Origin of the sequence: Bacillus sp. YKCMOAS1 (assembly GCF_030268125.1) — a bacterium.
Taxonomy (GTDB): Bacteria; Bacillota; Bacilli; order Bacillales; family Bacillaceae; genus Bacillus; species Bacillus safensis.
The window spans coordinates 434,709-459,076 of sequence record NZ_BSEI01000001.1 but is presented as its reverse complement, the minus strand read 5'-3'; the positions used below and the strand labels follow the sequence as shown (position 1 = coordinate 459,076).

Annotated in this window: 18 protein-coding genes; 16 read left to right on the top strand and 2 right to left on the bottom strand. The window is 39.1% G+C overall.

Annotation, left to right across the window (positions count from 1 at the left end):
- Position 1: 1 nt before the first annotated feature.
- The 5 genes from QSJ46_RS02385 (at position 2) to tagH (ending at position 8,770) form a co-directional block, all read left to right on the top strand.
- Positions 2-2,134, top strand: coding sequence for a glycosyltransferase (locus QSJ46_RS02385; protein WP_285604221.1), 2,133 nt, complete (start codon positions 2-4; stop codon positions 2,132-2,134).
- Positions 2,135-2,146: 12 nt separating this feature from the next.
- Positions 2,147-4,819: an alginate lyase family protein gene (locus QSJ46_RS02380; RefSeq protein ID WP_285604220.1), complete on the top strand. Its 2,673-nt coding sequence runs from the start codon at positions 2,147-2,149 to the stop codon at positions 4,817-4,819.
- A complete protein-coding gene (locus tag QSJ46_RS02375; protein WP_135031321.1) occupies positions 4,816-6,093 on the top strand; it encodes a nucleotide sugar dehydrogenase in 1,278 nt (425 codons plus the stop codon). Before QSJ46_RS02380 ends, QSJ46_RS02375 begins: the two co-directional genes overlap by 4 nt.
- 217 nt (positions 6,094-6,310) lie before the next feature.
- Complete coding sequence (locus QSJ46_RS02370; RefSeq protein WP_039181868.1) at positions 6,311-7,150, top strand: ABC transporter permease; 840 nt, start codon at positions 6,311-6,313, stop codon at positions 7,148-7,150.
- Between the two features lie 18 nt (positions 7,151-7,168).
- Positions 7,169-8,770, top strand: a complete 1,602-nt coding sequence (gene tagH / locus QSJ46_RS02365; protein ID WP_285604219.1) for a teichoic acids export ABC transporter ATP-binding subunit TagH — start codon at positions 7,169-7,171, stop codon at positions 8,768-8,770.
- Positions 8,771-8,796: 26 nt separating this feature from the next.
- Here tagH and galU read toward each other — a convergent pair whose 3' ends face one another.
- Positions 8,797-9,678, bottom strand: a complete 882-nt coding sequence (galU, locus tag QSJ46_RS02360) for a UTP--glucose-1-phosphate uridylyltransferase GalU (RefSeq protein WP_095409693.1) — start codon at positions 9,676-9,678, stop codon at positions 8,797-8,799.
- A gap of 241 nt (positions 9,679-9,919) precedes the next feature.
- Between galU and wecB the strand changes: the two genes are divergently transcribed.
- Complete coding sequence (gene wecB / locus QSJ46_RS02355; protein WP_024426271.1) at positions 9,920-11,059, top strand: non-hydrolyzing UDP-N-acetylglucosamine 2-epimerase; 1,140 nt, start codon at positions 9,920-9,922, stop codon at positions 11,057-11,059.
- A 33-nt stretch (positions 11,060-11,092) separates the two neighbouring features.
- Here the strand turns inward: wecB and tagU are convergent, their stop codons facing one another.
- The gene (gene tagU / locus QSJ46_RS02350) at positions 11,093-12,013 is read right to left on the bottom strand and encodes a polyisoprenyl-teichoic acid--peptidoglycan teichoic acid transferase TagU (RefSeq protein WP_039181856.1); all 921 of its coding nucleotides are present in this window, start codon (positions 12,011-12,013) and stop codon (positions 11,093-11,095) included.
- Positions 12,014-12,195: 182 nt separating this feature from the next.
- Here tagU and QSJ46_RS02345 point away from each other — a divergent pair, with 182 nt between their 5' ends.
- The 10 genes from QSJ46_RS02345 to tuaE all read left to right on the top strand — a co-directional run bounded on the left by QSJ46_RS02345 (position 12,196) and on the right by tuaE (position 24,336).
- A complete protein-coding gene (locus tag QSJ46_RS02345; RefSeq protein WP_039181853.1) occupies positions 12,196-12,519 on the top strand; it encodes a hypothetical protein in 324 nt (107 codons plus the stop codon).
- Between the two features lie 24 nt (positions 12,520-12,543).
- The gene (locus QSJ46_RS02340; RefSeq protein ID WP_285604218.1) at positions 12,544-14,652 is read left to right on the top strand and encodes a SpoIID/LytB domain-containing protein; all 2,109 of its coding nucleotides are present in this window, start codon (positions 12,544-12,546) and stop codon (positions 14,650-14,652) included.
- A gap of 23 nt (positions 14,653-14,675) precedes the next feature.
- The gene (locus tag QSJ46_RS02335) at positions 14,676-16,166 is read left to right on the top strand and encodes an N-acetylmuramoyl-L-alanine amidase (protein WP_039181847.1); all 1,491 of its coding nucleotides are present in this window, start codon (positions 14,676-14,678) and stop codon (positions 16,164-16,166) included.
- Positions 16,167-16,368: 202 nt separating this feature from the next.
- Complete coding sequence (locus QSJ46_RS02330) at positions 16,369-16,968, top strand: hypothetical protein (RefSeq protein ID WP_258182558.1); 600 nt, start codon at positions 16,369-16,371, stop codon at positions 16,966-16,968.
- A gap of 199 nt (positions 16,969-17,167) precedes the next feature.
- Positions 17,168-17,827 carry a sugar transferase gene (locus QSJ46_RS02325; protein WP_024423636.1) on the top strand — a complete coding sequence of 220 codons (660 nt, stop codon included), beginning with the start codon at positions 17,168-17,170 and terminating at the stop codon, positions 17,825-17,827.
- A gap of 18 nt (positions 17,828-17,845) precedes the next feature.
- On the top strand, positions 17,846-19,297 hold the full coding sequence (tuaB, locus tag QSJ46_RS02320; protein WP_285604217.1) for a teichuronic acid biosynthesis protein TuaB: 1,452 nt from the start codon (positions 17,846-17,848) through the stop codon (positions 19,295-19,297).
- Complete coding sequence (tuaC, locus tag QSJ46_RS02315) at positions 19,294-20,478, top strand: teichuronic acid biosynthesis protein TuaC (RefSeq protein WP_285604216.1); 1,185 nt, start codon at positions 19,294-19,296, stop codon at positions 20,476-20,478. The genes tuaB and tuaC overlap by 4 nt, the downstream gene beginning before the upstream one ends.
- A 79-nt stretch (positions 20,479-20,557) precedes the next feature.
- On the top strand, positions 20,558-21,895 hold the full coding sequence (gene tuaD, locus QSJ46_RS02310) for a UDP-glucose 6-dehydrogenase TuaD (protein WP_047201883.1): 1,338 nt from the start codon (positions 20,558-20,560) through the stop codon (positions 21,893-21,895).
- A 14-nt stretch (positions 21,896-21,909) separates the two neighbouring features.
- On the top strand, positions 21,910-22,839 hold the full coding sequence (locus QSJ46_RS02305) for an NAD-dependent epimerase/dehydratase family protein (RefSeq protein ID WP_107162994.1): 930 nt from the start codon (positions 21,910-21,912) through the stop codon (positions 22,837-22,839).
- 39 nt (positions 22,840-22,878) lie between these two features.
- A complete protein-coding gene (gene tuaE / locus QSJ46_RS02300) occupies positions 22,879-24,336 on the top strand; it encodes a teichuronic acid biosynthesis protein TuaE (protein ID WP_269773644.1) in 1,458 nt (485 codons plus the stop codon).
- The last annotated feature ends 32 nt before the right edge of the window (positions 24,337-24,368 follow it).

Here is a 24,368-nt window from a genome sequence, read left to right as displayed (position 1 = left end):
TATGAGGAAATTAAAGGTTCTTTTATATGGTGATGTAGACTTGAACATAATGGATGGTTCGGCAGTTTGGCTGACATCCCTGGCAAATGTCTTTAGTACAGATGTAAATATAAAAGTAGATGTCATTCTTAAGGCTCCTATTGTTAAGACTCAACTTATACAATCACTAGAGGGGCTATCTACAGTTAATGTGATTGAGACGTTCAAAGTATTCTCTCATAGAACATTTAAAAGTCGAAAGAGAATGAATGTAGTAGAAGCGAGAGAAGTTATTGAAGAAATGGATTCGACCAACCATTACGATTTAATAATTGTAAGAGGAAAAAATATTGTCAATGAACTTGCTCAAAGCAGCCTTACTCAAAAGATTATACCTTATGTGACTGATTTTAATCATGATCGAGAGTTGATTAGTGATGCGGAAATTTCTCAATTAAGAGATTTCTATGACGTATATCCGTATATGTTTGTTCAAACGAACAGTATGAAAGAAACTTTAAAATCCATACTGAATGTCAATGGTGAGAAATTTAAACTCCTTTCTCCTATGATTCCTAATTATAAAGGTACCCCATCTTTTAAAAATGAAAATAATTCATTAATTTATGCAGGTAAATTTGCCGAAGATTGGTATACAGAAGAAATCCTTGATGCATTCTCAAAAATCAGAAAGTTAGATTCTACTATTAGTTTAAATATAGCTGGAGACAAGTTTCAAGGTGCTCTTAGAGACAAAAAAGATGAAATTATAACCAGGCTTGAAAACCAAAATGGAGTTAACTGGAGAGGGGCAATCTCAAGGAGTGAGGTTCAAGATTTACTCGACCAAGCCGATATAGGGATTGCATGGAGAAGCAGCTTGATTGATAATGACCACAGTGTTGAGTTGTCTACTAAGTTGCTAGAATATGGAAGGGCAGGGAAGCCTATTCTACTTAGAAGAACAAAGCTTCATGAAGAGGTATTGGGGAAAGATTACCCAATGTTTGTGGACACCCTAGGAGATTTTGTTGAAGCAACAATTGAGCTCTTATATAATCGCAAACTTTATAAAAAGAGTGCAAAAGCAGTTTATGAAGCATGTGAAAAATATACTTTTAAAGAAGTGTATGAAGGATTAAAACCTCTGATTTGGAGCTTTTATAAGGGGAAAACCAAAATCGTATTTGCTGGTCATGACTTGAAATTTTTAAAGCATACAATAGCTCACTTTGAAAATCATTCCTCTTACGATGTAGAAATTGATCAGTGGAAGGGTCATAATAATCATGATCCTGAAAGGTCGAAAAAATTAAGAGATTGGGCAGACATCGTTTTTTGTGAGTGGGGATTAGGAAATGCTGTTTGGTATTCTCGAAATAAAAGAGAAGGTCAGAAATTAGTCGTTAGAATGCATTTGCAAGAGCGAGAAACAGATTATCCTAGTCAATTTAATATTGAAAACATTGATCGTTTTATTGCAATCTCACCATATATCTTTGAGGAGTTCTCAAGAGCTTGTAAGATTCCAAGAAACAAGATGACTATGATTTATAACATGATTGACACGAAGGCATTAAATCAACCGAAAGAAAACCTTAAAGAACTCAATTACACCTTAGGTGTTTGCGGAGTACTTCCTTCTCGTAAAAGATTGGATAAGGCAGTAGATATATTAGAAATCCTTTGGAGTATTGATAAGCGTTACAAACTTTATGTAAAAAGCAAACTTCCCAGCGATCTGCCGTGGATGAAAAATCGTCCAGAAGAAATGAAGTATTTCGAAAATTTATTTGATAGAATAGAGCGAGCCCCTTGGGGTAAAAATGTTATTTTTGAAAAGCACGGAGATGATATGGGTGAATGGTTCCGGAAAATCGGATATGTATTATCAACCAGTGACTTTGAAAGCTTTCATCTTGCCCCTATGGAAGGGATGGCAACTGGTAGTATCCCAGTTGTTTTAAATTGGAGAGGCTCTGAAACAATTTATCCAAGTGACTATATTTTTAAAGATAAAGAAACAGCAGCAAATTATATTGTTAGGAATAAAGCTACTGAAAATCAAGCTTCTAGAAAGATTTTCCCTGCAGTAAATTATGATGTTCAAGTTATTAATAATAAAATTGAGTCCTTAGTTGCTAATTTGCTTTAATGGGGGATATACGTGGACAGTCTAAACAATGATTTTCTTAATGAAAGAGAGCAAAAGCTCTTATCCATTCTTCCCAAGAGTAGAAATAAAGACCCTATTTCTACTGCTAATACAATTTTAGAAAATAATCTTTATACTATTCCGCCATTTGGTTTACGTGATTACTCTCAAGGGGTGGACTGGACAGCAAAAGAGTCAAGAAGTTTCCTTAGATTGCTTCATGGATTTACTCCATTAGGGTGTCTTACTGAAGCCTTTGAACGTACTGGCAATGTAAAATATTTGATTAAAGGATTAGAATTCATTCTGGATTGGAGCAGTACCAACAAATATTCTGAAAATTCTAAGGAGATGGCGTTTCATGATGAGACTACTGCTCTAAGACTTCAGTATATTTTAAGATTCTATCTAGTGGGCCATCCTCATATCCAATCTTCTGACCAAAAAAAGCTAATGGAAATAATGGAGTTTACTTGCAACTTGTTAGCTAAAGAAAGCTTCCATTCAACGAACACCAATCATGGAATGTTTCAAGACATTGCGTTGTTGCAATATAGTTATTACAAAAATGATGATGAAAAAAAAGAGCTGGCATTAAGTAGGCTGTTAAATTATTTTGAACATGTCTATACTACTGAAGGAGTACACAAAGAGCATTCACCTGCGTATCATTTGGTAGTATCAAATAACCTAAAGAAAACCGTTGATTTTATAAAGAATATTAATTTTAATCTTAGTAATACTTTGAATGAAATATTCTCAAAAACTGAGGAATATGCAACATTTATACTAAAGCCAGACAGCTCACTGCCACCTTTAGGAGATACTGAAAGTAAACCAATAAAGGAAACAGGCTTAATGGGTTTATATCAAGGAGAGTCATTCTTGTTTTCATCTTCTAAAGGAAGAAATGGAAACCCTCCGGAAGAATCGTGTAAGGTATTCAAAGAGTCAGGTTACGCTATATTTAGAGATAATTGGTTGAAAAAAGAGAAAGCTACTTACGTTTTATTTAATGCTGCTTATCATGGTAATTATCATAAACATAGCGATGATCTTGGGTTATTTATTTATGCAAATGGAGATTTGATATCTGAGGCTGGTCCCAATGGGTATAATTATTCAGATCCGCTAACCCAATATGCTTATTCTTCATACGCACATAATACCTTAATTGTAGATGGAGTGGGTCTTGTACGTACGGATGGTCAATACGATAAGGTATTTATTGAAGATTATGTTATTGCAGATGATTATGCTGAAGTAACTGGAATTAATGAACGATATGAAGATGTAACCCATAATAGAAATGTGTCGTTTATGAAAAGGGATCAAGTGATTCAAGTAAAGGATGCTATTTTTTCTAAAAAAAGACATAATTACAAACTTTTGTGGCATGTAGCTATTGGAGTAGATGTTCATTTAAGAGATCACATGGTTGAACTTTTTAGAGGCAGTGAGAAAGTAGCTGAAATAGAATTTGTGGCTGAGGTTCCTTTTAAAGTTTCTAAGTATGCTGGTCAGAAAGAGCCTATGGTGAAAGGCTGGATGTTCAGTAAAATGGAAAATGCAGTTCCTTCTACAGTTTTGGAAGTGGAGTTCGAAGGAAATACATGTGAATTTGAAACAATTTTCAGACTGAGTGAATTTAAAATCCAAACTCCAGTACCTCCATTTTGTTTAGAGGCTGAGTTTAGCAGTATGAGAAATGTACGGTATTACTTTCAGGAAGCCAAGAATGAAAAATTAAAAGACAAATTAGTTATTATCTTTTCAAGCCTTACTGAAAAAAATAAGTTTAGGTACAACTATATTAGAACGTTAGAAAACTTGCATGTTAATAAACTGTTCATCTTAGATGATTTTGGAGATCAAGGTGCATACTACTTAGGAAGAAATAAAGATTTCTCAATAGAAACAACTGTAAATTCTCTAATTCAATATTTTCAAAGAAAACTTAAAATTTATAATGAAAACATTACAATGGTTGGATCATCTAAAGGTGGTTATGCAGCTATATATTTTGGATTAAAAAACTATGTAGGCAATGTTATAGCGGGGGCACCTCAAAGTAACTTAGGACACTTTCTAATAAATCAAGCGAAACATCCAAATATCGCTTCGTATATCTCTGGAAGAGCTGAGAAGGCAGATCAAGTTTATTTAGACGAACTTCTTTACAAGGTAATACAGCAACCTTCCGATGTTTCCCCATTTATAAAAATCATGGTTGGAAGTAAGGATCATCATCTTAAAAATCATGTTGAGCCCCTTGTAGAGGCACTTCAGGAAAGAAAGTTCGAGGTATCTTTAAAGATTGAGCAAGGCATAGATCATGAAGGTTTAAAAGATCACTTTCCTAAATATCTCATGGAGACAATTGTGAGTCGGTTAGGAATAGAGTATAAGGTTCCTGAGATTAAGAGCTCGAATATTAATTATTCAAATTCATTGCTCAACATAATGTGTGATGTTTCAGGGGATCAATTGAATTTTGCATATTATATATACAAAAATAAAGAAGTTATAGAAAAAATAATGTATGGTCCGAAATCAACAACGACGTATTATGTAAAAGAACCTGGTGTATATCAGGTTAGAATTTTTGTTCGTGATCAGTTTGGCAACAAGGTTACACAGTATACTAATGAACTAGTCATAAACCAATTGGAGGATACAAAATGAAAATTTGTACAGTAGGATTAGGATATATTGGTTTGCCTACATCAATTATGTTTGCAAAATATGGAGTGGAAGTAGTAGGTGTAGATGTTAACGAAGCAGTCATTGAATCATTAAATAAAGGGGAAATTCATATTGAGGAACCAGGTCTCCAAGAAGCTCTTGAAGATGTAATTGCTTCTGGTAAATTCCGTGCGTCCGTTTCACCTGAAAGTGCAGAGGCATTTATCATTTCTGTTCCAACCCCTAATAATGATGACGAATATAAATCTTGTGATTTGTCTTACGTATTGAGTGCTGTAAGAAATACTATTCCATTCTTGAAAAAGGGAGACGTGCTTATTGTCGAATCAACCATAGCCCCTCGGAGCATGGATGACCATGTAAAACCTTTAGTAGAGGGAGCTGGTTTAACAGTAGGGGAAGATATTTATTTAGTCCATTGTCCAGAAAGGGTTTTACCAGGACAAATCATGCATGAATTGATTCATAATAACCGAATCGTGGGTGGAGTAACCCCGGCTTGTACAGAAGCTGGCGCAAAAATATACAGTACCTTTGTTCAAGGAGAAATTATTAAGACGAATGCGAAAACTGCTGAAATGTCAAAATTGATGGAAAATACATTCCGTGACGTGAATATAGCTCTTGCAAATGAATTAACAAAAATCTGTAACGGGCTAGATATCAATGCATTAGAAGTTATTGATATGGCCAATAAACACCCACGTGTAAATTTACATACTCCTGGCCCAGGTGTTGGTGGTCATTGTTTGGCAGTAGATCCGTACTTTATTATAGCTAAAGCTCCTGAGAGTGCTAGGTTAATAGATACTTCTCGCTCAATTAATACTTCTATGCCTTATTATATTGTTGAAAATGTAAATAAAATTATGGAAAAGTCTGATGGGAAAATCATCACTATTTTTGGTTTGACATATAAAGGGAATGTTGATGACATTAGGGAAAGCCCGGCTATGGAAATATTACAACTAATTAAACAACAAAAAAAATATCAAGTTAGAGCTTATGACCCTCATGTTGAAAAAGATTTTGTCATGTATGATATTGAAGAGGCTACTGAAGATGCAGATTTAATCTTAATATTATCTGATCATGATGAGTTTGTTGAATTAGATTGGGACAAGCTTTCAAAAATGTCTAATAAACAAGTGCTGGATACTAAAAATGTAGTGAAGAATCGTTCAAGTGAATTTGATTATATCAATTTGGGCAATTTATATACAGCCATCCCAAAAGAGAATGTATTAATTTAAGCAATATGCTGTGAAAATTTTGAGCTTGTAGATACTGTCTATAAGCTTTTTTGTTTTAATAGCCAATTACAATTCTTTAAGTAGCATTCAATTTATATTTACAGTTGATGATTCTAGGATATTTGATTTAAGATGAAAAAATTAATGTAATCTGTTACAATTAAGAGCAGTGTTTTGAAATAGATTATGCCAATAATTAAATTTAAGGACGATTATTATGAATGCAATGTTTAAAATTCTTAAAGAGCAGTTCAATTCAACCACTTTAATTTTTAGACTGGCTATTTATGAAACAAAGTCTAAATATCAGCTTAATTATTTAGGTGTTTTTTGGCAATTGTTGAATCCATTAATTCAAATCATGGCTTATTGGTTTGTGTTTGGTTTAGGTCTTAGAGGATCTGGAAGAACTGCAGAAATGGCAGATGGTTCTCATGTAAGTATACCTTTTCTTATATGGATGCTAGCGGGGTTAATTCCATGGTTTTTCATTAGTTCGACTATTACAGAGGGTGCAAATAGTGTTTTTAAGCGTATAAATTTAGTATCGAAAATGAATTTTCCAATTAGTGCACTGCCCTCTGTTGTCATAACATCAAATTTATTTAGCTATTTTTTAATGATGGGTATCTATGTAATCATGCTCATTTCTCATGGAATATATCCCGATGTTCATTGGATTCAATATATATATTATTTTATTTGTTTGATAACGTTTATGTTTGCTTTCAGCCTGTTTAATTCAACTATTAGTGTCCTTGTTCGTGATTACCAAAACTTGCTGCAATCCTTGACAAGACTTCTAATGTTTTTGCTGCCTATTTTATGGGATATTGGAGATAAGTTCACCGGGAAGTATGAATGGATTGCGACTACGTTAAAGCTAAACCCTCTATATTATATTATTGAAGGATTTAGGAAAAGTTTTCTTAGAGGAGAATGGTTCTACAATGATCTGAAGTATACGCTTTATTTTTGGTTGATTACTTTACTTCTCTTAACAATCGGTTCATTACTTCATATGAAATTTAGGGATAAATTTGTCGATTTTCTTTAAAAGTAAGGAGATTATACGATGAAACTAAAGGTTTCGTTTCGAAACGTATCCAAGCAATACGTCCTATATAAAAAACAGTCGGATAAGATTAAAGGACTGTTTTTACCTAATAAAAATGAAAAAGGTTTTTTTGCTGTTCGTAATGTATCTTTTGATGTATATGAAGGCGAGACGATTGGTTTTGTAGGAATTAACGGATCTGGAAAATCGACAATGTCGAACCTTCTAGCGAAAATCATTCCACCGACAAGTGGTGAAATTGATATGAATGGCCAGCCTTCGTTAATTGCCATTGCGGCAGGGCTGAACAACCAGTTAAGCGGGAAAGATAACATTCGCCTAAAGTGCTTAATGATGGGGCTGACGAATAAAGAGATAGATGAGCTTTATGAAAAAATCGTAGAGTTTGCGGATATTGGTGACTTTATTGACCAGCCGGTTAAGAGCTATTCAAGCGGAATGAAATCACGTCTTGGCTTTGCCATTTCAGCGCATATCGATCCGGATATCCTGATTATTGATGAAGCACTGTCTGTTGGAGACCAAACCTTCTATCAAAAATGTGTAGACCGCATTACAGAATTCAAGGAACAAGGAAAGACGATCTTTTTTGTCAGTCACTCCATTAGCCAAATCCAAAAAATCTGTGACAGGGTGGCTTGGATGCATTATGGTGAGCTTCGTATGTTTGATGATACGAAAAAGGTCGTGAAGGAATATAAGGAGTTTGTTGACTGGTTTAACAAGCTTTCTAAGAAAGAGAAACAAAAATACCAAATGGAACAGAAGGAAGGCAGAAAAGGCGTACAAAAGACAGAAAAGGTGTCTCGCTATCAAGATAACGGAAAACGCCGCTCATTGTTCGGACCCGCATTTCAAGTGACAGTTTTAGCGGTCTTAACGATATTGCTAGCCTTATCGATGTTTTCAGATCGCCCGCTTCGTACACTGGCGACATTTGGTGCTATCCCATCAGATAAGACAGAAGCGCCTCAGTCGAAGAACCCAGAGACCAAAGAAGCTCCTGATATGAAAAAGGTGGATCAACAGGTGATAGTCACCGCTGATCCACTCAAGGTTTACAAAGACCAAGCCATGAAAAAAAAGGCTGATGTCACTTTGCCATTTGGACAAGAAGTACAGGCTGTGGCTGAAAATAAACAAACCGTTCAAATTAAAACAGCGTCAGAAACGTATTTTGTTAAACCTGCCGCGCTTCAAAATGAAGAGGATTTAAAGTCATTATCAATTGGACCAGGACAGTTTAATTCCTATGTATCACCTGCATCGGCAGGTTCGTATGAGTATTTACTTTCTTTCCTTGGAAAAGAAGAATCTGTGCTGAAACAGAGAATGCAAACGCTGAGTTCAGTGAAAAATGATCAAGGAGATACGATTGAACGTTTGACCACAGAGAAAACCGACTATGTCATTCAAAAGGGTCAGGCAAACACCATTGTGTTTCGCGATATTATGCCAATCTCTCTTTCCACACTTGGGCTGACAGAACAAAATGTCTGGATGAATAAGAAACGAACAAAATTCGCAGTGAAGGGCGAAAACAACCTGTTTGTCATTGATAATGAACAGCATACACTGACTATTTCAGTCATTAAATAAAAAAGCTGCCGATGCCGGCAGCTTTTTTAGTTCACTTCTTCTTTTTCGAGAAGCTGTTTCATAAATGGAATGAGTTTCTTTTTTAATTCTTCATCCTGAAGAGCAAACTCAAGCGTCGTTTCAATGAAGCCTTGCTTCTCGCCGACATCGTATCGTTTTCCTTCGAAATCATAGGCGAAGACGCGCTGGATGTCATTTAGCTTTTGAATGGCATCTGTAAGTTGAATTTCTCCGCCTGCACCAATCTCTTGCTGTTCAAGGTACATAAAGATCTCTGGCGTGAAAATGTAGCGCCCTAAGATGGCTAGGTTCGATGGTGCTGTTCCTTGCGGCGGCTTTTCAACAAAGTTTTTGACTTGGTAGCGGCGTCCTTCTTGAGTAAGAGGGTCAATGATCCCGTAGCGATGCGTATCGCTGTCTGCTACTTGCTGAACACCAATGACAGATGATAAAGTTTTTTCGTATTCATCCATCAGCTGGCGAAGCCCAGGTGTTTCGGCTTGCACAATGTCATCACCTAATAAAACAGCAAAAGGCTCATCACCGATAAAATTGCGTGCACACCAAACAGCATGTCCAAGACCTTTTGGTTCTTTTTGACGAATGTAGTGAATATCAGCAATGTTAGAAGATTTCCTTACTTTTTCTAACAGCTCCTTTTTCCCTTTTTCCTCTAGGTTACGCTCAAGTTCTGGAGCAAAATCAAAATGATCTTCAATTGCTCTTTTTCCTTTTCCAGTGACGATAATAATGTCTTCGATACCTGATTCAACAGCTTCTTCAATAATATATTGAATGGTTGGTTTATCAACGATTGGGAGCATCTCTTTAGGCATGGCTTTTGTTGCAGGGAGGAAACGTGTCCCAAGACCTGCAGCTGGTATAATGGCTTTACGTACTTTTTTCAATGTATTTTGCACCGTCCTTAAATACTGATGTGAAAATTAAGAGAATACCACTAAATTCTACCTTACTTTTAAAAGTAATCAAATAAATTTATGATGTTTAAAGTAATTTTAATAGAAAATTGTAAATATAAACAATCAGATCTGTGAAATTTTTATTAATTTTAGCATGGTTAGTTTATCATTCGAAGAGATCTTTTGTATAATAAAAACAATATGTATTGATGGAAAGAGGCGTAAACAAGTGAAAAAACTAAATGTAATGACTATTTTCGGTACTAGACCTGAAGCAATCAAAATGGCACCACTTGTCCTTGAACTGAATAAACATCCACAAATAAATTCGATTGTTACTGTAACAGCTCAGCATAGAGAAATGCTTGATCAAGTCCTTGAGGCTTTTTCTATTACGCCAGATCATGATTTAAACATCATGAAGCAGCGCCAGACATTATCTGAAATCACATCAAATGCACTATTGAAGCTAGATCAATTATTCCAAGAGGAAAAACCTGATATTGTCCTTGTTCATGGAGACACAACAACAACCTTTGCAGGAAGCTTGGCCGCATTCTACCACCAAATTTCAGTCGGTCACGTTGAAGCGGGTTTAAGAACACACAATAAATACTCGCCGTTCCCTGAGGAATTGAACCGACAAATGACAGGCACAATTGCTGATATTCATTTTGCTCCTACAAATGAGGCGAAGCAGAACCTTTTAATTGAAAATAAAAAAGAAGAGACCATTTGTGTGACGGGGAATACTGCGATTGATGCGTTGCAAACAACGGTTACAGAACAGTATGAGCACCCAATTTTAGAGAAGATAGGCACAGATAAAATGATCTTGTTAACGGCCCATCGCAGGGAGAATCTCGGTCAGCCGATGAAAAACATGTTTAGAGCAATTAGACGTATTGTAGAAGAGTTTGAAGATGTTCAGGTTGTATACCCTGTACATTTAAACCCTGCTGTTCGTGATGCGGCTCAGACAGAATTCAGTGATCTTGATCGTGTGCATTTAATTGAGCCGCTTGAAGTCGTTGATTTCCATAACTTTGCTGCTGCCTCACACTTTATATTAACGGATTCTGGCGGTGTACAAGAGGAGGCGCCTTCTCTAGGGAAGCCAGTATTAGTGCTCCGTGATACAACAGAACGCCCTGAAGGCGTGAAAGCTGGCACACTTAAGCTCGCAGGTACAGATGAAGAGACCATTTACAACATGGCGAAACAGCTGCTAGTCGATCAGAAAGAGTACGACAACATGTCGAAGGCGTCTAATCCATATGGTGATGGACAAGCGTCAAAACGAATTGTCGAAGAGCTTCTCCATCGTTTTGGATTAAGTGAAGAAAAACCAGTTCCATTTCAATCATAAAAAAAGAAGACTACATTTCTGTAGTCTTCTTTTTTACTGCTCCAAACTTTCCTTCAATTCCTTCTTCACATTCGCAAGACTGCTGTCATCAAGCTGGTAGTAATAAATGTTATTGATACGTGCGCCTGATCCTTTCAGTTCATGCTGTTTTACATGCTGTCTTGCATCACGATAATCATTCATCATCGTCCACATATCGTCAAATGACATGTTTGTCTTCATATTATTTTCTACGACTTTGAACATATCGCCGAATTTCGTAATAGATGAAATGTTGGCACCTTTTGCAATGATGCCCTCAATGACTTGGCGCTGTCTTTGCTGGCGTCCGAAGTCACCCTTTGGATCTTGCTTTCTCATTCTCGTATAGGCAAGGGCTTGATCCCCGTTCAGGTTAATCTCTCCTGTACCAAATGAGTGGCCATCATAGCTAAATGCAAACGTGCTGTTCACCGTAATTCCACCAAGTGTATCGACAATATCCTTAAAGCTTTCCATATTGACTTTAACGAAGTAATCAACAGGTACATCAAGCAGTTCCTCTACAGTATCTGCCGCCATTTGTGTACCACCGAATGCGTAAGAATGGTTGATTTTATCCATTGTGCCTTTTCCGACAATTTTCGTATACGTATCACGCGGGATGCTCACCATTTCGGTCGTTTTCGTTTTCGGATTTACTGTCATGTATATTAATGTATCTGCACGGCCTCGGTCATTTTTTCGTTCATCGACACCCATGACTAAAATAGAAATCGGGTCTTTCTTATTTAAATCGACATCTTTGTCACGCTTATCTGACTTCTTTAAATTCTCCTGAATGCCTGCGACGGTCGATGCTGCTGTGTTCCAAAGATGATATGCGTATCCGCCAGTGGCTAATACGAATAAGCCAATAATCGATAAAACAATCCAAAGAACCTTTTTCTTCTTTCTTTTTCTTTCAGCTCTCATAATGTCCCTCACCTTTTCTATGATTCTTCCATGATTATAGGTTTACGAATCTTGATAAACAAGTTATTTTTTTACTCTGAACCTAGATATAGACGTTGTAACAAAAAAAAGGTTTCAAAAAACCTTAAATTTACCTTAAAATAATAAGTTATAAGACGATACAAAGACATGAGGTGAAAAAAATGAAGAAAATCGTCGTTTTACCGTTCTTAATACTGCTACTTGGTATCGTGCTCACAGCATGTGGAACGGCTGAGCAGTCCACAGGAGAAAACAAGACAAGCAGTTCAACTCCTCAGGTACTGGAAGAGAAAGCTGAATTTATTGGAATGGCTGATGCACATACAGTCGAAGTGAAAAAAGTGAATACGACCTTAAGCTATGAATTTACGGATAATTTTAAAGATGTGTTAAATGAATTTAAACCAGGAGACACAGTAGAAATCTCTTACTTTATTAATGACAGTGGTCAAAAGGAAATCCAGAAGATTGAAAAACAGAAGTAAAAAAGATGGGCGGGATGAACAAAATTGAAGAAAACAGGCATTACACTAATTGTTCTCATGATACTGACTCTACTAGTTGCACCCTTTCAGTCTGCCATGGCTAGCTCGACAATTTCAGTGAAATTGTCTAATTATATCGGAAACAAAAAAACGATGGATGTATCCACAACTGGAGAATACAAGCTTTCAGGTTCGAATGTGGCTGTCACAAAAAGATACGATGGCAAAAATCGCTATGAAGTAGCCAATAGCATTGCATCTGCTGGCTGGAAAAATCCTTCAACTGTTGTCATTGTCAGTCGTGATGCATTTGATCATGCGATTTCTGTATCACCGTTAGCATACAAACTGGGCGCACCTATTTTGTATACGAATATTGAAAAACTGACGAAAACAACAGAAAACCAGCTGAAGAAAATGAAGCCGGATAACATTCTGATTGTCGGAAATACGAAAAGCATTTCAACAGCTGCTGAGAAGTCTATTAAAAAGTATGGCAAAGTCAGACGTATTAGTGGAAAAGACAAGTTTGAAATCTCCCAAAAAATCGCTAAAGAAATGGGTAACTATAAGCAAGCTGTCGTTGTCGGCGGGAACTCATTTATGAATGGGATTGCCATTGCATCCTATGCATCGAGAAAGGGATATCCTATCCTGTTAACAAAAAAAGATTCCATTCCGTCTTATAGAATGCCAAGTAAAGTGATCATCATCGGCAGTACGAAAAGTACTGGACAAAAAGTTGAAAATCAAATCAAAAAAACCTCACAGGTGACAAGAATCAGTGGTGCCAATCGCTATGAATTATCTGTGAATATTATAAAGAAATTAAATATTAATGCAGATAAAGTTTATTTGGCGAAAGCCTCTAGCTATATTTATGCTATGCCGCTGTCGCAATTGGCTGCAAAATCTAACAGTACCGTTGTGTATGTGAAACCCGATTCTGTCACAGCGTCTTTAAAAGCACTGCTGAAAGAAAAAGGTACATATGCTTATCATCTTGCGGGTAGCACAAGTGCGATTAAAGATAGCTTGAAAAATTCATTAGCCAAACAAGTTTATCTGAAAAAAAATCAAAACTACCAATTGAATGTTTCTAACGGAAAAATTTCATTAAAAGGCATAAAAACGTATAACACAGTAAGAGTTGTTCCTGAGAAATATTCAACAAAAAATGTCCTTCAAATTGCAGGAAAGCCGTACTTAGGCAGCGTAAACTTTGCAATTGAATCAGGGTATATCAGGCCGACTCTCGAAAATATTCCATTTGAAGACTATCTAAAAGGCGTAGTGCCAAATGAAATGCCTGCAAGCTGGAATGTTGAAGCGTTAAAAGCACAGGCGGTTGCCGCTAGAACGTATTCGGTGAAAAGTATTGGAAAAGTCGTCCCTGATACAACAGCCTTCCAAGTCTATGGAGGATATAACTGGTACACAAATTCGACAAAAGCTGTCGATGCCACAAAAGGAAAGGTTCTGAAATACAACAATCAGCTCATTTCAGCAACCTATTACTCTAGCAATGGCGGTTATACAGAGGCAAGTGAAGAAGTATGGGGAAATGCACTGCCATACTTAGTGGCCAAAAAGGATCCAAAAGATCCAGTCAATCCATGGACACTGAAACTCTCTAAAAAACAACTAGGCACGACATGGACTGCTAGCACAGCAGCATCTGAGTGGTCTAAAGCAAAAGAGACAAATGCAGCTGACCTTGCTGGCCTGAAATCATGGCTTCTTAAAAACAAAGAAACTGCTGCATCTGATATGAAAATCGCATCCATCTCAAGCCTGACGTTCTCAGGGAAAACAAAAGGCCAGCGTGCGAAGACGGTATCGATCAAACTGACATACCATCTGAAAAACAAAACAGGCACATATTCGGTGAACAAAAGCACAACGGCAAGTATGAAGATGACCGAGTTTCGATCAGTCATGGGCGCAACAAAGGTGAAAAGCACGTTTGCGTCAGTCAAAAACAACACAAATGACTTCACGATTTCAGGAAAAGGGTATGGACACGGCATTGGTATGAGCCAATACGGAGCCAAAGCGAGAGCTGAATCTGGAAACTCATATTCTTCCATACTCTCGTTCTACTATCCAGGTACAAAACTAACAAACTATTAAAGGGTAAAAGGAGGACATAGAAGATGCGCTCATTGATGAAAACAGCCATCCTCAGCCTCATCGCTATTTTCGTTATCGTTCCAACAGCTTTGGCAGATAATTCAGTCTCACGAATTGATGGCGGGAGCAGATATGCTGTAGCGGCAAACGTAGCGAAAAAAGGATGGGGAACTGCAAGTACAGTCGTTTTAGTAGGGAAAACTGCGTATGCAGATGCAACAGCAGGAATTCCACTTGCACATCAAAAAAATGGACCAGTTCTTTACACAAACAGTAAAAGCCTTTCGGGTGATACAAAAAAAGCCTTAACTTCATTAAAAACAAAGACGGTGATCGTTTTAGGCAGCACATCAAGTGTGTCAAACAACGTTGTCAACCAAGTGAAGAAAATGGGCATCTCCACACAGCGTATTTCAGGAAAAAACCGATATGAGCTATCTGCCAATATCGCGAAAAAAATGAAAAAGCCAGCAGGCGTCGTTGTCGTTGAGGGTTCTTTCTATGCACATGGGATTGCGATTGCACCTGTAGCCGCTCAAAAAGGATTCCCAATTCTATACACAGATAAAAAGGGACTTCGTTCTGAAATCGCTTCTGTTGCAAAAGCAAGCAATGTGAAACAAACCATTGTAGTCGGCGGAGAGAATTACGTCACAAAAGCAGCTTATAACCAATTGAAATCTCCAACACGAATCAAAGGCTCGACTCGTTATGATGTCGCGGCAAATATTGTGAAAAAATACAATATGAGCGTCAATAATACCTATGTAGGAAGAGGATTTGGCTATGCCACTTCTTCTTCTGCTGCAGGCATTGCGGCGAAGCAAAACAAAGCATTGCTTCTAACGAATGAAAAGACGCTGCCAAAAGTAACAAGAGCAACAGTGAGCAGCAAGAAAATCACTAAATTTACTGTCGTAGGCAGTACAAATACTGTCACACCAACTGTTGTAAACCAGCTGAAAAACCCGGCTGTTGGGAAAAAAGTATTCATTGATCCAGGTCATGGCGCGCATGATTCAGGAGCTGTAGGTTACGGATTATATGAAAAGAATTTGAATTTAGACGTAGCAAAGCGTTTAAATACGAAATTAAACAACGCTGGTGCACTTGTGACCATGTCAAGAACATCAGACACATTTGATAGCCTTCAAACACGAGTGAGCAAAGGTGCCAATGCGAAAGCAGATATCTTCATTAGTGTCCATGCGAACTCAAATGATAACAGCAGTGCAAATGGAACAGAAACATACTATGACAAAACATATGCGGCTGCAAACAGCCTGAAGCTGGCGCAAAACATCCAGCCTAAAATGGTTAGTGCACTAGGAACAAGAGACCGTGGTGTGAAAACAGCTGGCTTCTACGTCATTAAATATTCTAAGATGCCGAGTGTTCTTTTAGAAACTGGTTTTGTTTCTAGTCCAGTTGATTCAAACATCTTGAAATCTGCTACGTATAAAGATCGTTTAGCGTCAGGTATTTCAAGCGGTGTATCAGGTTATTTTAGATAAGAAAACACAAACCTGAGGGGTGCCTCAGATACTCCTCTTAGGCTGCTCGAGTACGTACTCGGCAGCCTTTTTTAAAAACTCCAGGAAGAAACATTGTCAAGTTAAAAATACATTTCATTTTTGGTTATGTTTGTTATAATTGAAACATAGAAGGTGAATGGTTTACGCATAAATCTTCAGCAAACCGACAAATCATGAAGAGGTGACGATCTTGAAAAAATTAATCACAATGCCGTTTCTCGTATTGCTTTTAGGAGTATTGCTCACAGCGTGCGGCACAACAAATCAATCAAGTGATAACAAAAAGGATGACAGTAAAAAAGAAACAACTGAAGCAGCTGATCAAAACAAAGATAAGGCTGCAGACGAAAAATCAGAAGATGATCAATCATCAAAAAACGAAAAATCAGATGATCAAAGTAAAGAAACAGCTGCTCAAACAGAAGAACCAGCAGGTCAATCTGATGAAGAAGCAAAAGACAGCTCAAGCAAAGAAATTACAAAAGAAGAACCTGCTAAAGACCAATCAAAATCTGACTCAAAATCTGACTCTAAAACAAAGAAAGAATCAACGACTAGTAAGAAAAATGAAGTCACCAAAGAAGGCACATATGTCGGTTTGGCTGATGGACATACAATTGCTGTCAACATTGATGGAAAAGAAGTAGCTATTCAATTCGGAAATACCTTTTCTAAACAAGTGAACAGCTTAAAAGAAGAATCAAAAGTAAAAGTAACCTATACAAAAGATGCAAATGGAACACTTCGATTGAAAACGATCGAATCTGTAAAAGCAAAATAAAGAAAAGACCCAGAGACCCGCAGAATTGCGGGTCTTTTTTACGTTGAAAAGGGCATAACTTGATATAAGTGCACATTCTTAACACAGTTTTACAAGACTTAACAGCCCATTTACATTTTCTTAATGTTGCTCTGCTAAACTGACTTTCATAGAACATCTCTTTACACAACAACTACTTTGAATGGTGAGGTGCAGGTCAGTGAGTGCAGAGAAAGCGATGAATCTTTACAGAGAATATGAAGTGAGACGAAATCACTCTTTTGCCTTAACAGAACATATGGTTCGTTATTTATTTGCAAAACGTTTCATAGATTTAATGTTCTCGTTCATCGGATTGATGTTGAGTACGCCAATCATTTTGCTGTTTGCTCTTTTGATTAAGCTGGAAACACCAGGGCCAGCCTTTTATATGCAGGAAAGGGTCGGGAAAGACGGTGTTTACTTTAAATTATGGAAGCTCAGATCGATGAGAATTGACGCAGAAAGCGGAGGAGCGAAATGGGCGCAAAAAAATGACCCGCGTATCACCAAAGTGGGGGCATTCATCCGTAAAACAAGAATTGATGAACTTCCGCAATTTATCAACGTGTTAAAAGGAGAAATGAGTATCGTAGGTCCTCGTCCAGAAAGACCGATGTTTACCGCAGAATTTAATCGGACGATTCCAGGCTTCACAAAAAGGTTGGCGGTAAAGCCGGGGCTGACAGGTCTTGCTCAAGTAAATGGCGGATATGAAATGAGTCCAAGTGAAAAATTAACACACGACTTACAGTATATTCAAAACTTGACATTTTCTCTCGACACGAAGATTATGGTAAAAACGTTAAAAGTCATCATGACTGGTGACGGAGCCAGATAAGTAAAGTAGGGAAGAGAAATGGCAAGTATGAAAAAAAGCATGCTAGGCGGGGCAAAATGGACAAGCTTGTCCGCATTGATCATCACCATTATCCAAATTGCACAGTTCGCCTTTTTAGGGAATGTGATGTCACTCAAGGAGTTTGGACTCGTTGGCATGATCACAACTGTCACAATATTTACGCAAATTTTACTTGATCTAGGAATTGGGGCAGCGATCATTCAAAAGGAACAAACGACAGAACGTCAATTATCTACATTATATTGGATCAACTTGCTCACAGGGATTATCTTGTTTTGTCTGCTCATCCTGCTAAGCCCAATGATAGCCGCTTTTTATAACCGGCCAGAGCTAGAGGGTCTGCTCAAGCTATTATCGATCATGTTTCTAATCGCACCGATTGGCCAGCAGTACCAGTATATGATGCAAAAAGACTTAGCCTTTAAAACATTAAGCACTATTGAAACCATTGCGACCATCATATCGCTGCTCGTTTTACTTGTTTTCGCCTTCTTCATGAATCCGATTGTCGCCTATGTCATCTCTCAAGTGCTGCTGCAATCAGGAAAAGGTCTCATGTATGCTGCGGCTTATTGGAAGAAGTGGCGTCCAGCACCTGTTTTTGCATTAGGAGAGGTGAAGGAATTTTTCTCATTCGGTGCATTCCAGCTCGCATCCAGACTGGTCAACCGAGCAGGATCAAACATCGACATGATATTAATCGGTCGATTTCTTGGAGCGGAGGCGTTAGGTATTTACAGCTTGGCGTATCAAATTGTGACGATACCCGTACTGAAGATAAATCCGATTGTGACAAGAGTGGCTTTCCCAGTTTTCGCAAAAAGTCAGCGTGATCACTCCATGCTGCGTGAGGGCTTCCTCAGTATGACGAATATGCTCGCATTGGTTAGTTTTCCATTATTAATCGGCCTTGCTGCCGTATCAGACAGTTTTATAGAAGTCGTGTTTGGAGAGAAATGGCTAGTAGCGGTTCCGGTTTTAAATATATTGTGCATTGTCGGCCTGCTGCGTGTGCTGATGAATCCAAACGGTTCCATACTTCTTGCAAAAGGGAGAGCGGACTTAGCCTTTTATTGGGATACGGGGATGCTCATCGTGTATGGCTGCGCATTATATGCAGGTGTCATGACAGGCAGTCTGCTCACAGTAGCTTGGATTTACTCAGGTGTCAGCCTGCTCAACTTTATTGTCGGCAGATGGCTCATGGCATATGTCATTCAGCTTGATATGAAGGTGTATTTAAAATCACTTGGAAAGCCTGCTGTCATGACACTGCTTATGGCGATCTGTGCGATAGTTTTACATCAAGGAATGAAGCTGACATCAGCAGATATTTCACTTCAATTACTTCTGACTGTTTGTGTCAGTGCTGCATTGTATGGCTTGCTGCTCATCAAAATGTATCCCCAGGCTGCAGGCAAATTATTGAGAAGAGGTCGTTCGTCATGAAGGTACTATGGCTGACAAGTGTATATCCTAGTGAAAAACATCCGAGTGAGGGCGTATTTCATGAAACGCAAGTCCAGGAGCTGCTCAAACAAGGAATGGAAGTGACTGTCATTTGTCCTAATCCAGTGAATCCGCCGGTTTTACGGATGCTCAAGTCATCCTATCGGCAGAAAAAAGAGCTGCCTGAACAGGAAGTGCGGAACGGAGTGAAGGTTTACAGACCGTCTTATCGAGCGCTCCCTGGACAACTGAAATGGGCACAGCCGAGTAAACGAATAGCGGCTTCTGTTCTCCGGGCAATGCAGCATCATCAGCTGTCACCAGATTTCATCCATGCGCACTTTGCCATGCCGTCTGGCGGAGCGGCGGCTGTCATTCAGAAAGAAATGCAAATCCCTTATCTTCTGACCTTACACGGCAGTGATGTGAACGTATATCCGAGCTATAGCAAAGGGGCACAGGCAGCCTTTGAAACAGCGGTGAAGCAGGCGTCTGTAGTTCTGACAGTGAGTGAGGAGCTGGCTAAAAAGACAAATGATATGACGAAGGTAGAAGCAAAATGTCTTCCGCTTGGTATACCGCTCCAATCATTTTCAAGAACGGAAGAAGATCAAAAAGGCATCAGAAAGCACTTAGGTTTACCGCTTCAAGATAAGCTTGTTATTTTCGTCGGGCGTTTAGTGAAAGAGAAGGGCTTGCTTGAATTAGCTGATGCTGTCAGCAGCATGGATGGTGTGAAAGCAGTCTTTGTCGGAAAAGGCCCCCTTGAAAAGGAGCTCACGGAACGGGCGGGAGCATCTATTATACTTCCAGGGCAGGTACCGAATGAGCAGGTAAGAGACTACTTAATGGCAGCTGATCTGTTTGCACTCCCTTCCTACAGTGAAGGAATGCCAACCGTCGTTCTAGAAGCGCTCGCTTTAAAAGTACCAGTCATTGCAACACGGGTTGGTGGTCTCCCCTCCTTATTTTCTACCTATCAACACCTGCTCGTTGAACCACGTTCGACGAGTCAGCTGAAAGAGGCGATTCACGCCTGCCTTTATGAAAACAGATGGAATGAGCAAGTGAAAAGCGATCTTCATGAAATGGTTCATAAAGAATATTCATCAGAACATAATGCGAAGCATCTCATCCAGCAATATGAGAAGGTGTTCAATCAATCAACATCGATCGTTTAAATAAGATGAAATGTGCAAAGAATGATAGATAGATAAACAGCTTGGAACGGACAATATGCTTTTACTGAGAGGATGAAAAATGTTGAAGAAAATTGCTGTGATTGGAACAGGGTATGTCGGGTTAGTATCGGGTACTTGTTTTGCTGATATCGGAAATCGTGTCATCTGCTGTGACATCGATGAATCAAAAATCAACAGCTTAAAAAGTGGTGTCGTTCCCATTTATGAACCAGGTTTAAAGGAATTGATTGAAAAGAATACAGAAGAAGGAAGACTGTTTTTTACAACGAATATTCCTGCCGCTATTAGGGAATCAGAGATTATCTATATTGCCGTAGGGACACCGATGACACCGCAGGGGGAAGCGGATTTAACGTATGTGAAAGCCGTCGCTCAAACGATCGGTGAACACCTGAATGGCTATAAAATCATCGTCAATAAAAGCACAGTGCCCGTTGGAACAGGCCGTCTCGTTCAAGCCATTGTGGAAAAGGCATCGCGCAGCAAATACCCCTTTGACGTCGTATCCAATCCAGAGTTTCTCCGAGAAGGCTCTGCGATTCAGGACACGATGAATATGGAGCGGGCGGTCATTGGTGCGACAAGCACTCATGCTTCCGCCACCATCAAAAGGCTGCATGAACCGTTTCAAACAGAAGTTGTGGAGACCAACTTAGAAAGTGCTGAAATGATTAAGTATGCTGCAAATGCCATGCTTGCCACAAAAATCTCTTTCATTAATGACATTGCAAATATTTGCGAAAGGGTGGGTGCTGACGTTGAAAAAGTCAGTGAAGGAGTTGGATTAGACAGCCGTATCGGGCATAAATTTTTAAAAGCAGGCATTGGATTTGGAGGTTCTTGTTTTCCGAAAGACACGATGGCTCTTCTCAAAATTGCCGAAACATCCGGGTATCGGTTCAAGCTGATCGAATCTGTCATTGAAACGAACAACAACCAAAGAGCCCACCTTGTCAGCAAACTGATGAGTGTGTTCGGTGATATTAAAGGAAAAACCATTTCTGTCTTAGGCCTTGCATTCAAACCGAATACGAATGATATGCGTTCCGCACCTGCATTAGATATTATCCCAATGCTGAGAGAGCTAGGTGCTTTTGTAAAAGCCTATGATCCGATTGCTTATATGGAAGCTGAGCGGGAGCTTGGTCCGCAGGCGGTCTTCAGCAATGACCTGTATGAAACAGTAAAAGATACCGATGCCTGTCTCATCCTAACAGAATGGGACGACGTACAGAAGATGGATAAAGATCAGATCAAGCAGCTGCTTCGTTCGCCAATTGTAATTGATGGAAGGAATTTGTTTGATCCAGCAGAAATGAAAGAGAGAGGATTTATTTACCAGTCTATCGGCCGCCCAAGTGTATGGGAAGCAGAATTGGTATCGAAGGCACAATAACAGGGGGAGCTTGGATGAAGAAAGTTTTGGTTACTGGGGGAAGCGGATTTATTGGGTCACATACGATAGAGGCTTTACTAGAAAAAGGCTATGAGCCCATCGTTCTTGATAACTTTTCAACTGGATCTCGAGAAAATATTGCCCATCTTTCCGTGCAATGCATAGAGGCAGATGTCACAAAGCCAGCGACGATTGATTTGATCAAACAAATCGCACCGGATTATATCATTCATCTAGCAGCACAAGTAAGTGTAGCCATTTCCGTTCAGGATTTTGTTTATGACGAAGAGGTCAATATCAAAGGATCTCTGCACGTCATGAAAGCTGCGGCTGAAGCAGGGGTGGAAAAAGTCATCTTTGCCTCATCAGCAGCTGTCTATGGAGACCCGGTGTATCTGCCAGTAGACACTGCTCACCGGCTGAAGCCTGGTTCACCTTATGGCCTAGCAAAACTGACAGTAGAGCGGTATTTAGAAATGGCAAAATCACTCTATGATGTGGACTATTGTATTCTCAGGTACAGCAATGTATATGGTCCGCGCCAAGATGCACTTGGTGAAGGCGGTGTTGTCTCTATTTTCTCTGATAAGTTTGCAAAGGATGAGGCCCCTTTTATCTTTGGAGATGGGGAACAAACAAGAGACTTTATCTATGTGGGTGATCTAGCAGCAGCGAATGTTGCGGCATTAACAGCCCAATCAAACGTTTGTTTAAATATTTCGTGTGGTCATTCCATCACTGTGAATGAACTGTTTCAAACGATGAAACGGGTAACAAGATCACAGCTTGAACCGATTTACAAGCCGCAGCGTGTAGGAGATATCGTGCATAGTACATTAGCAAATGAGGAAACGAAACAAGTCTTAGCTTGGGAGCCTGTTGTGAGTTTACAGGAAGGTTTGGCTCGTACCATTTCCTACTATAAACAGGAAGTCAAGGCTTAATCCCTCAAATCGGATGGGTTGCTTAGGAGGAAAATGGGTATGAGCGTGAAACAAACAGCATGGCAAATCATGATCGGATGTATATTATTTGCAGCAGGGCTAGGACTTGTACAAATGGCGTTTGCGCAGCCCATCGGGTTAAAAAAGATCGTCGCCATTCCGGTCCTGCTTTTGATCCTGACGGCTTTTCTCGTGTTAATGAAGCTATACATGAACGGTGAGCAGGTGTTCATGTCAGCCATTTATCTTTTAATTGCATTGACCTTTCTCAACAACGCTTTCTTTTCAATTAGTGCCGGGTTCTTCAGTCTTTTTCTCTACCGTATTATGCTCATTGCTGCCTTTGCTTTATTCATATGGCGGATGAGAGATAAGGGGACGTACATATCGCAGTGGCAGCAGATTCGTGTAAAAGGGATTCTTGGTTTTTTCGCTGCATGGTTTCTTTATGGGCTCATCTCACTGCTGTGGGCTCATTCAGTGACAGATGGTCTCAAATATATGTCCCTGCTTGCGATGGGGATGGGATTTGTCTTTCTTGTGGTCATGTACATCCAGCGAATGGATCAAGTAGTCACCTTTTATAGCATTTGGCTCGTCATGACTGTATTTGTTATGGGCATAGGGTTTTATAATCACTTTACTTTGAACCATTTACCGAATACTTCATTGTATCTTGGGCCGGCGTATAAACAGCACTATCCTACAGCTGTCTTTTTTAATCAAAATGATTTTGCGACGTTTTTATCGATTAGTTTTTTCTTATATTTAGCGTGTATGCGTCAAATGAAAAATGGTTATATCAAAGCATTTGGATTATTTGGCGCCATCGGAGCACTGTATCTCATTTTGTTAACAGAATCCCGCGCCAGCCTGCTTGGCATATTTGCAGGAGTGGCCATCTATGTGTGGCTGCTCATGCCGCGCTTTCTCAAAAAGTGGTCACTCATCGCAGCAGGCGGACTTGGTGTCATCTGTATCGTTGTTTTTTCAGCCAAGATTTATTCAGTCTTTTATGACTTGTTTCTCGCTTCTCAGGTCGCGCATTCTTTTAGTGAGCCACTCCCATCCAACATTGCGAGAGCGAATTTGATCAAAAATGCATGGCATTTCTTTACGGATTCATACGGATTTGGTGTCGGAGCGGGGAATGTGTCTTACTACTTAGCCCACTTTTCAATCTTTGATACAGATCAAGTTGTTGAAGTGCACAATTGGCTGCTGGAAGTGATGACGAACTTTGGATTTGCGGTCATGCTGGGCTATATCTCCGTCTACGCTTATCTCATGTTCACGCTGTATAAACAATATCAATGGGCTGACACAAGATCAGCAAAAATGATCATTGAAGGTTTGTTCGCTGCCATGCTGAGCTTTCTCGTTTCAAGTATCAGTCCTAGTTCTGTCTCGAATTTATATTTCCACTGGGTCTTTTTAGGACTCGTGATCGCAGCGGTGAATATGTTGAAAAACAAACAGCGGTTTAAGACTTGGTAAACCGTGTGTGATGCTGCGCTGGTATGGCTACA

Coding starts and splice junctions, on each gene's coding strand:
- QSJ46_RS02385 (WP_285604221.1), top strand. CDS start 2: ATGAGGAAATTAAAGGTTCTTTTATATGGTGATGTAGACTTGAACATA.
- QSJ46_RS02375 (WP_135031321.1), top strand. CDS start 4,816: ATGAAAATTTGTACAGTAGGATTAGGATATATTGGTTTGCCTACATCA.
- QSJ46_RS02370 (WP_039181868.1), top strand. CDS start 6,311: ATGAATGCAATGTTTAAAATTCTTAAAGAGCAGTTCAATTCAACCACT.
- tagH (WP_285604219.1), top strand. CDS start 7,169: ATGAAACTAAAGGTTTCGTTTCGAAACGTATCCAAGCAATACGTCCTA.
- tagU (WP_039181856.1), bottom strand. CDS start 12,013: ATGAGAGCTGAAAGAAAAAGAAAGAAGAAAAAGGTTCTTTGGATTGTT.
- QSJ46_RS02345 (WP_039181853.1), top strand. CDS start 12,196: ATGAAGAAAATCGTCGTTTTACCGTTCTTAATACTGCTACTTGGTATC.
- QSJ46_RS02335 (WP_039181847.1), top strand. CDS start 14,676: ATGCGCTCATTGATGAAAACAGCCATCCTCAGCCTCATCGCTATTTTC.
- tuaB (WP_285604217.1), top strand. CDS start 17,846: ATGGCAAGTATGAAAAAAAGCATGCTAGGCGGGGCAAAATGGACAAGC.
- tuaC (WP_285604216.1), top strand. CDS start 19,294: ATGAAGGTACTATGGCTGACAAGTGTATATCCTAGTGAAAAACATCCG.
- tuaD (WP_047201883.1), top strand. CDS start 20,558: ATGTTGAAGAAAATTGCTGTGATTGGAACAGGGTATGTCGGGTTAGTA.
- QSJ46_RS02305 (WP_107162994.1), top strand. CDS start 21,910: ATGAAGAAAGTTTTGGTTACTGGGGGAAGCGGATTTATTGGGTCACAT.
- tuaE (WP_269773644.1), top strand. CDS start 22,879: ATGAGCGTGAAACAAACAGCATGGCAAATCATGATCGGATGTATATTA.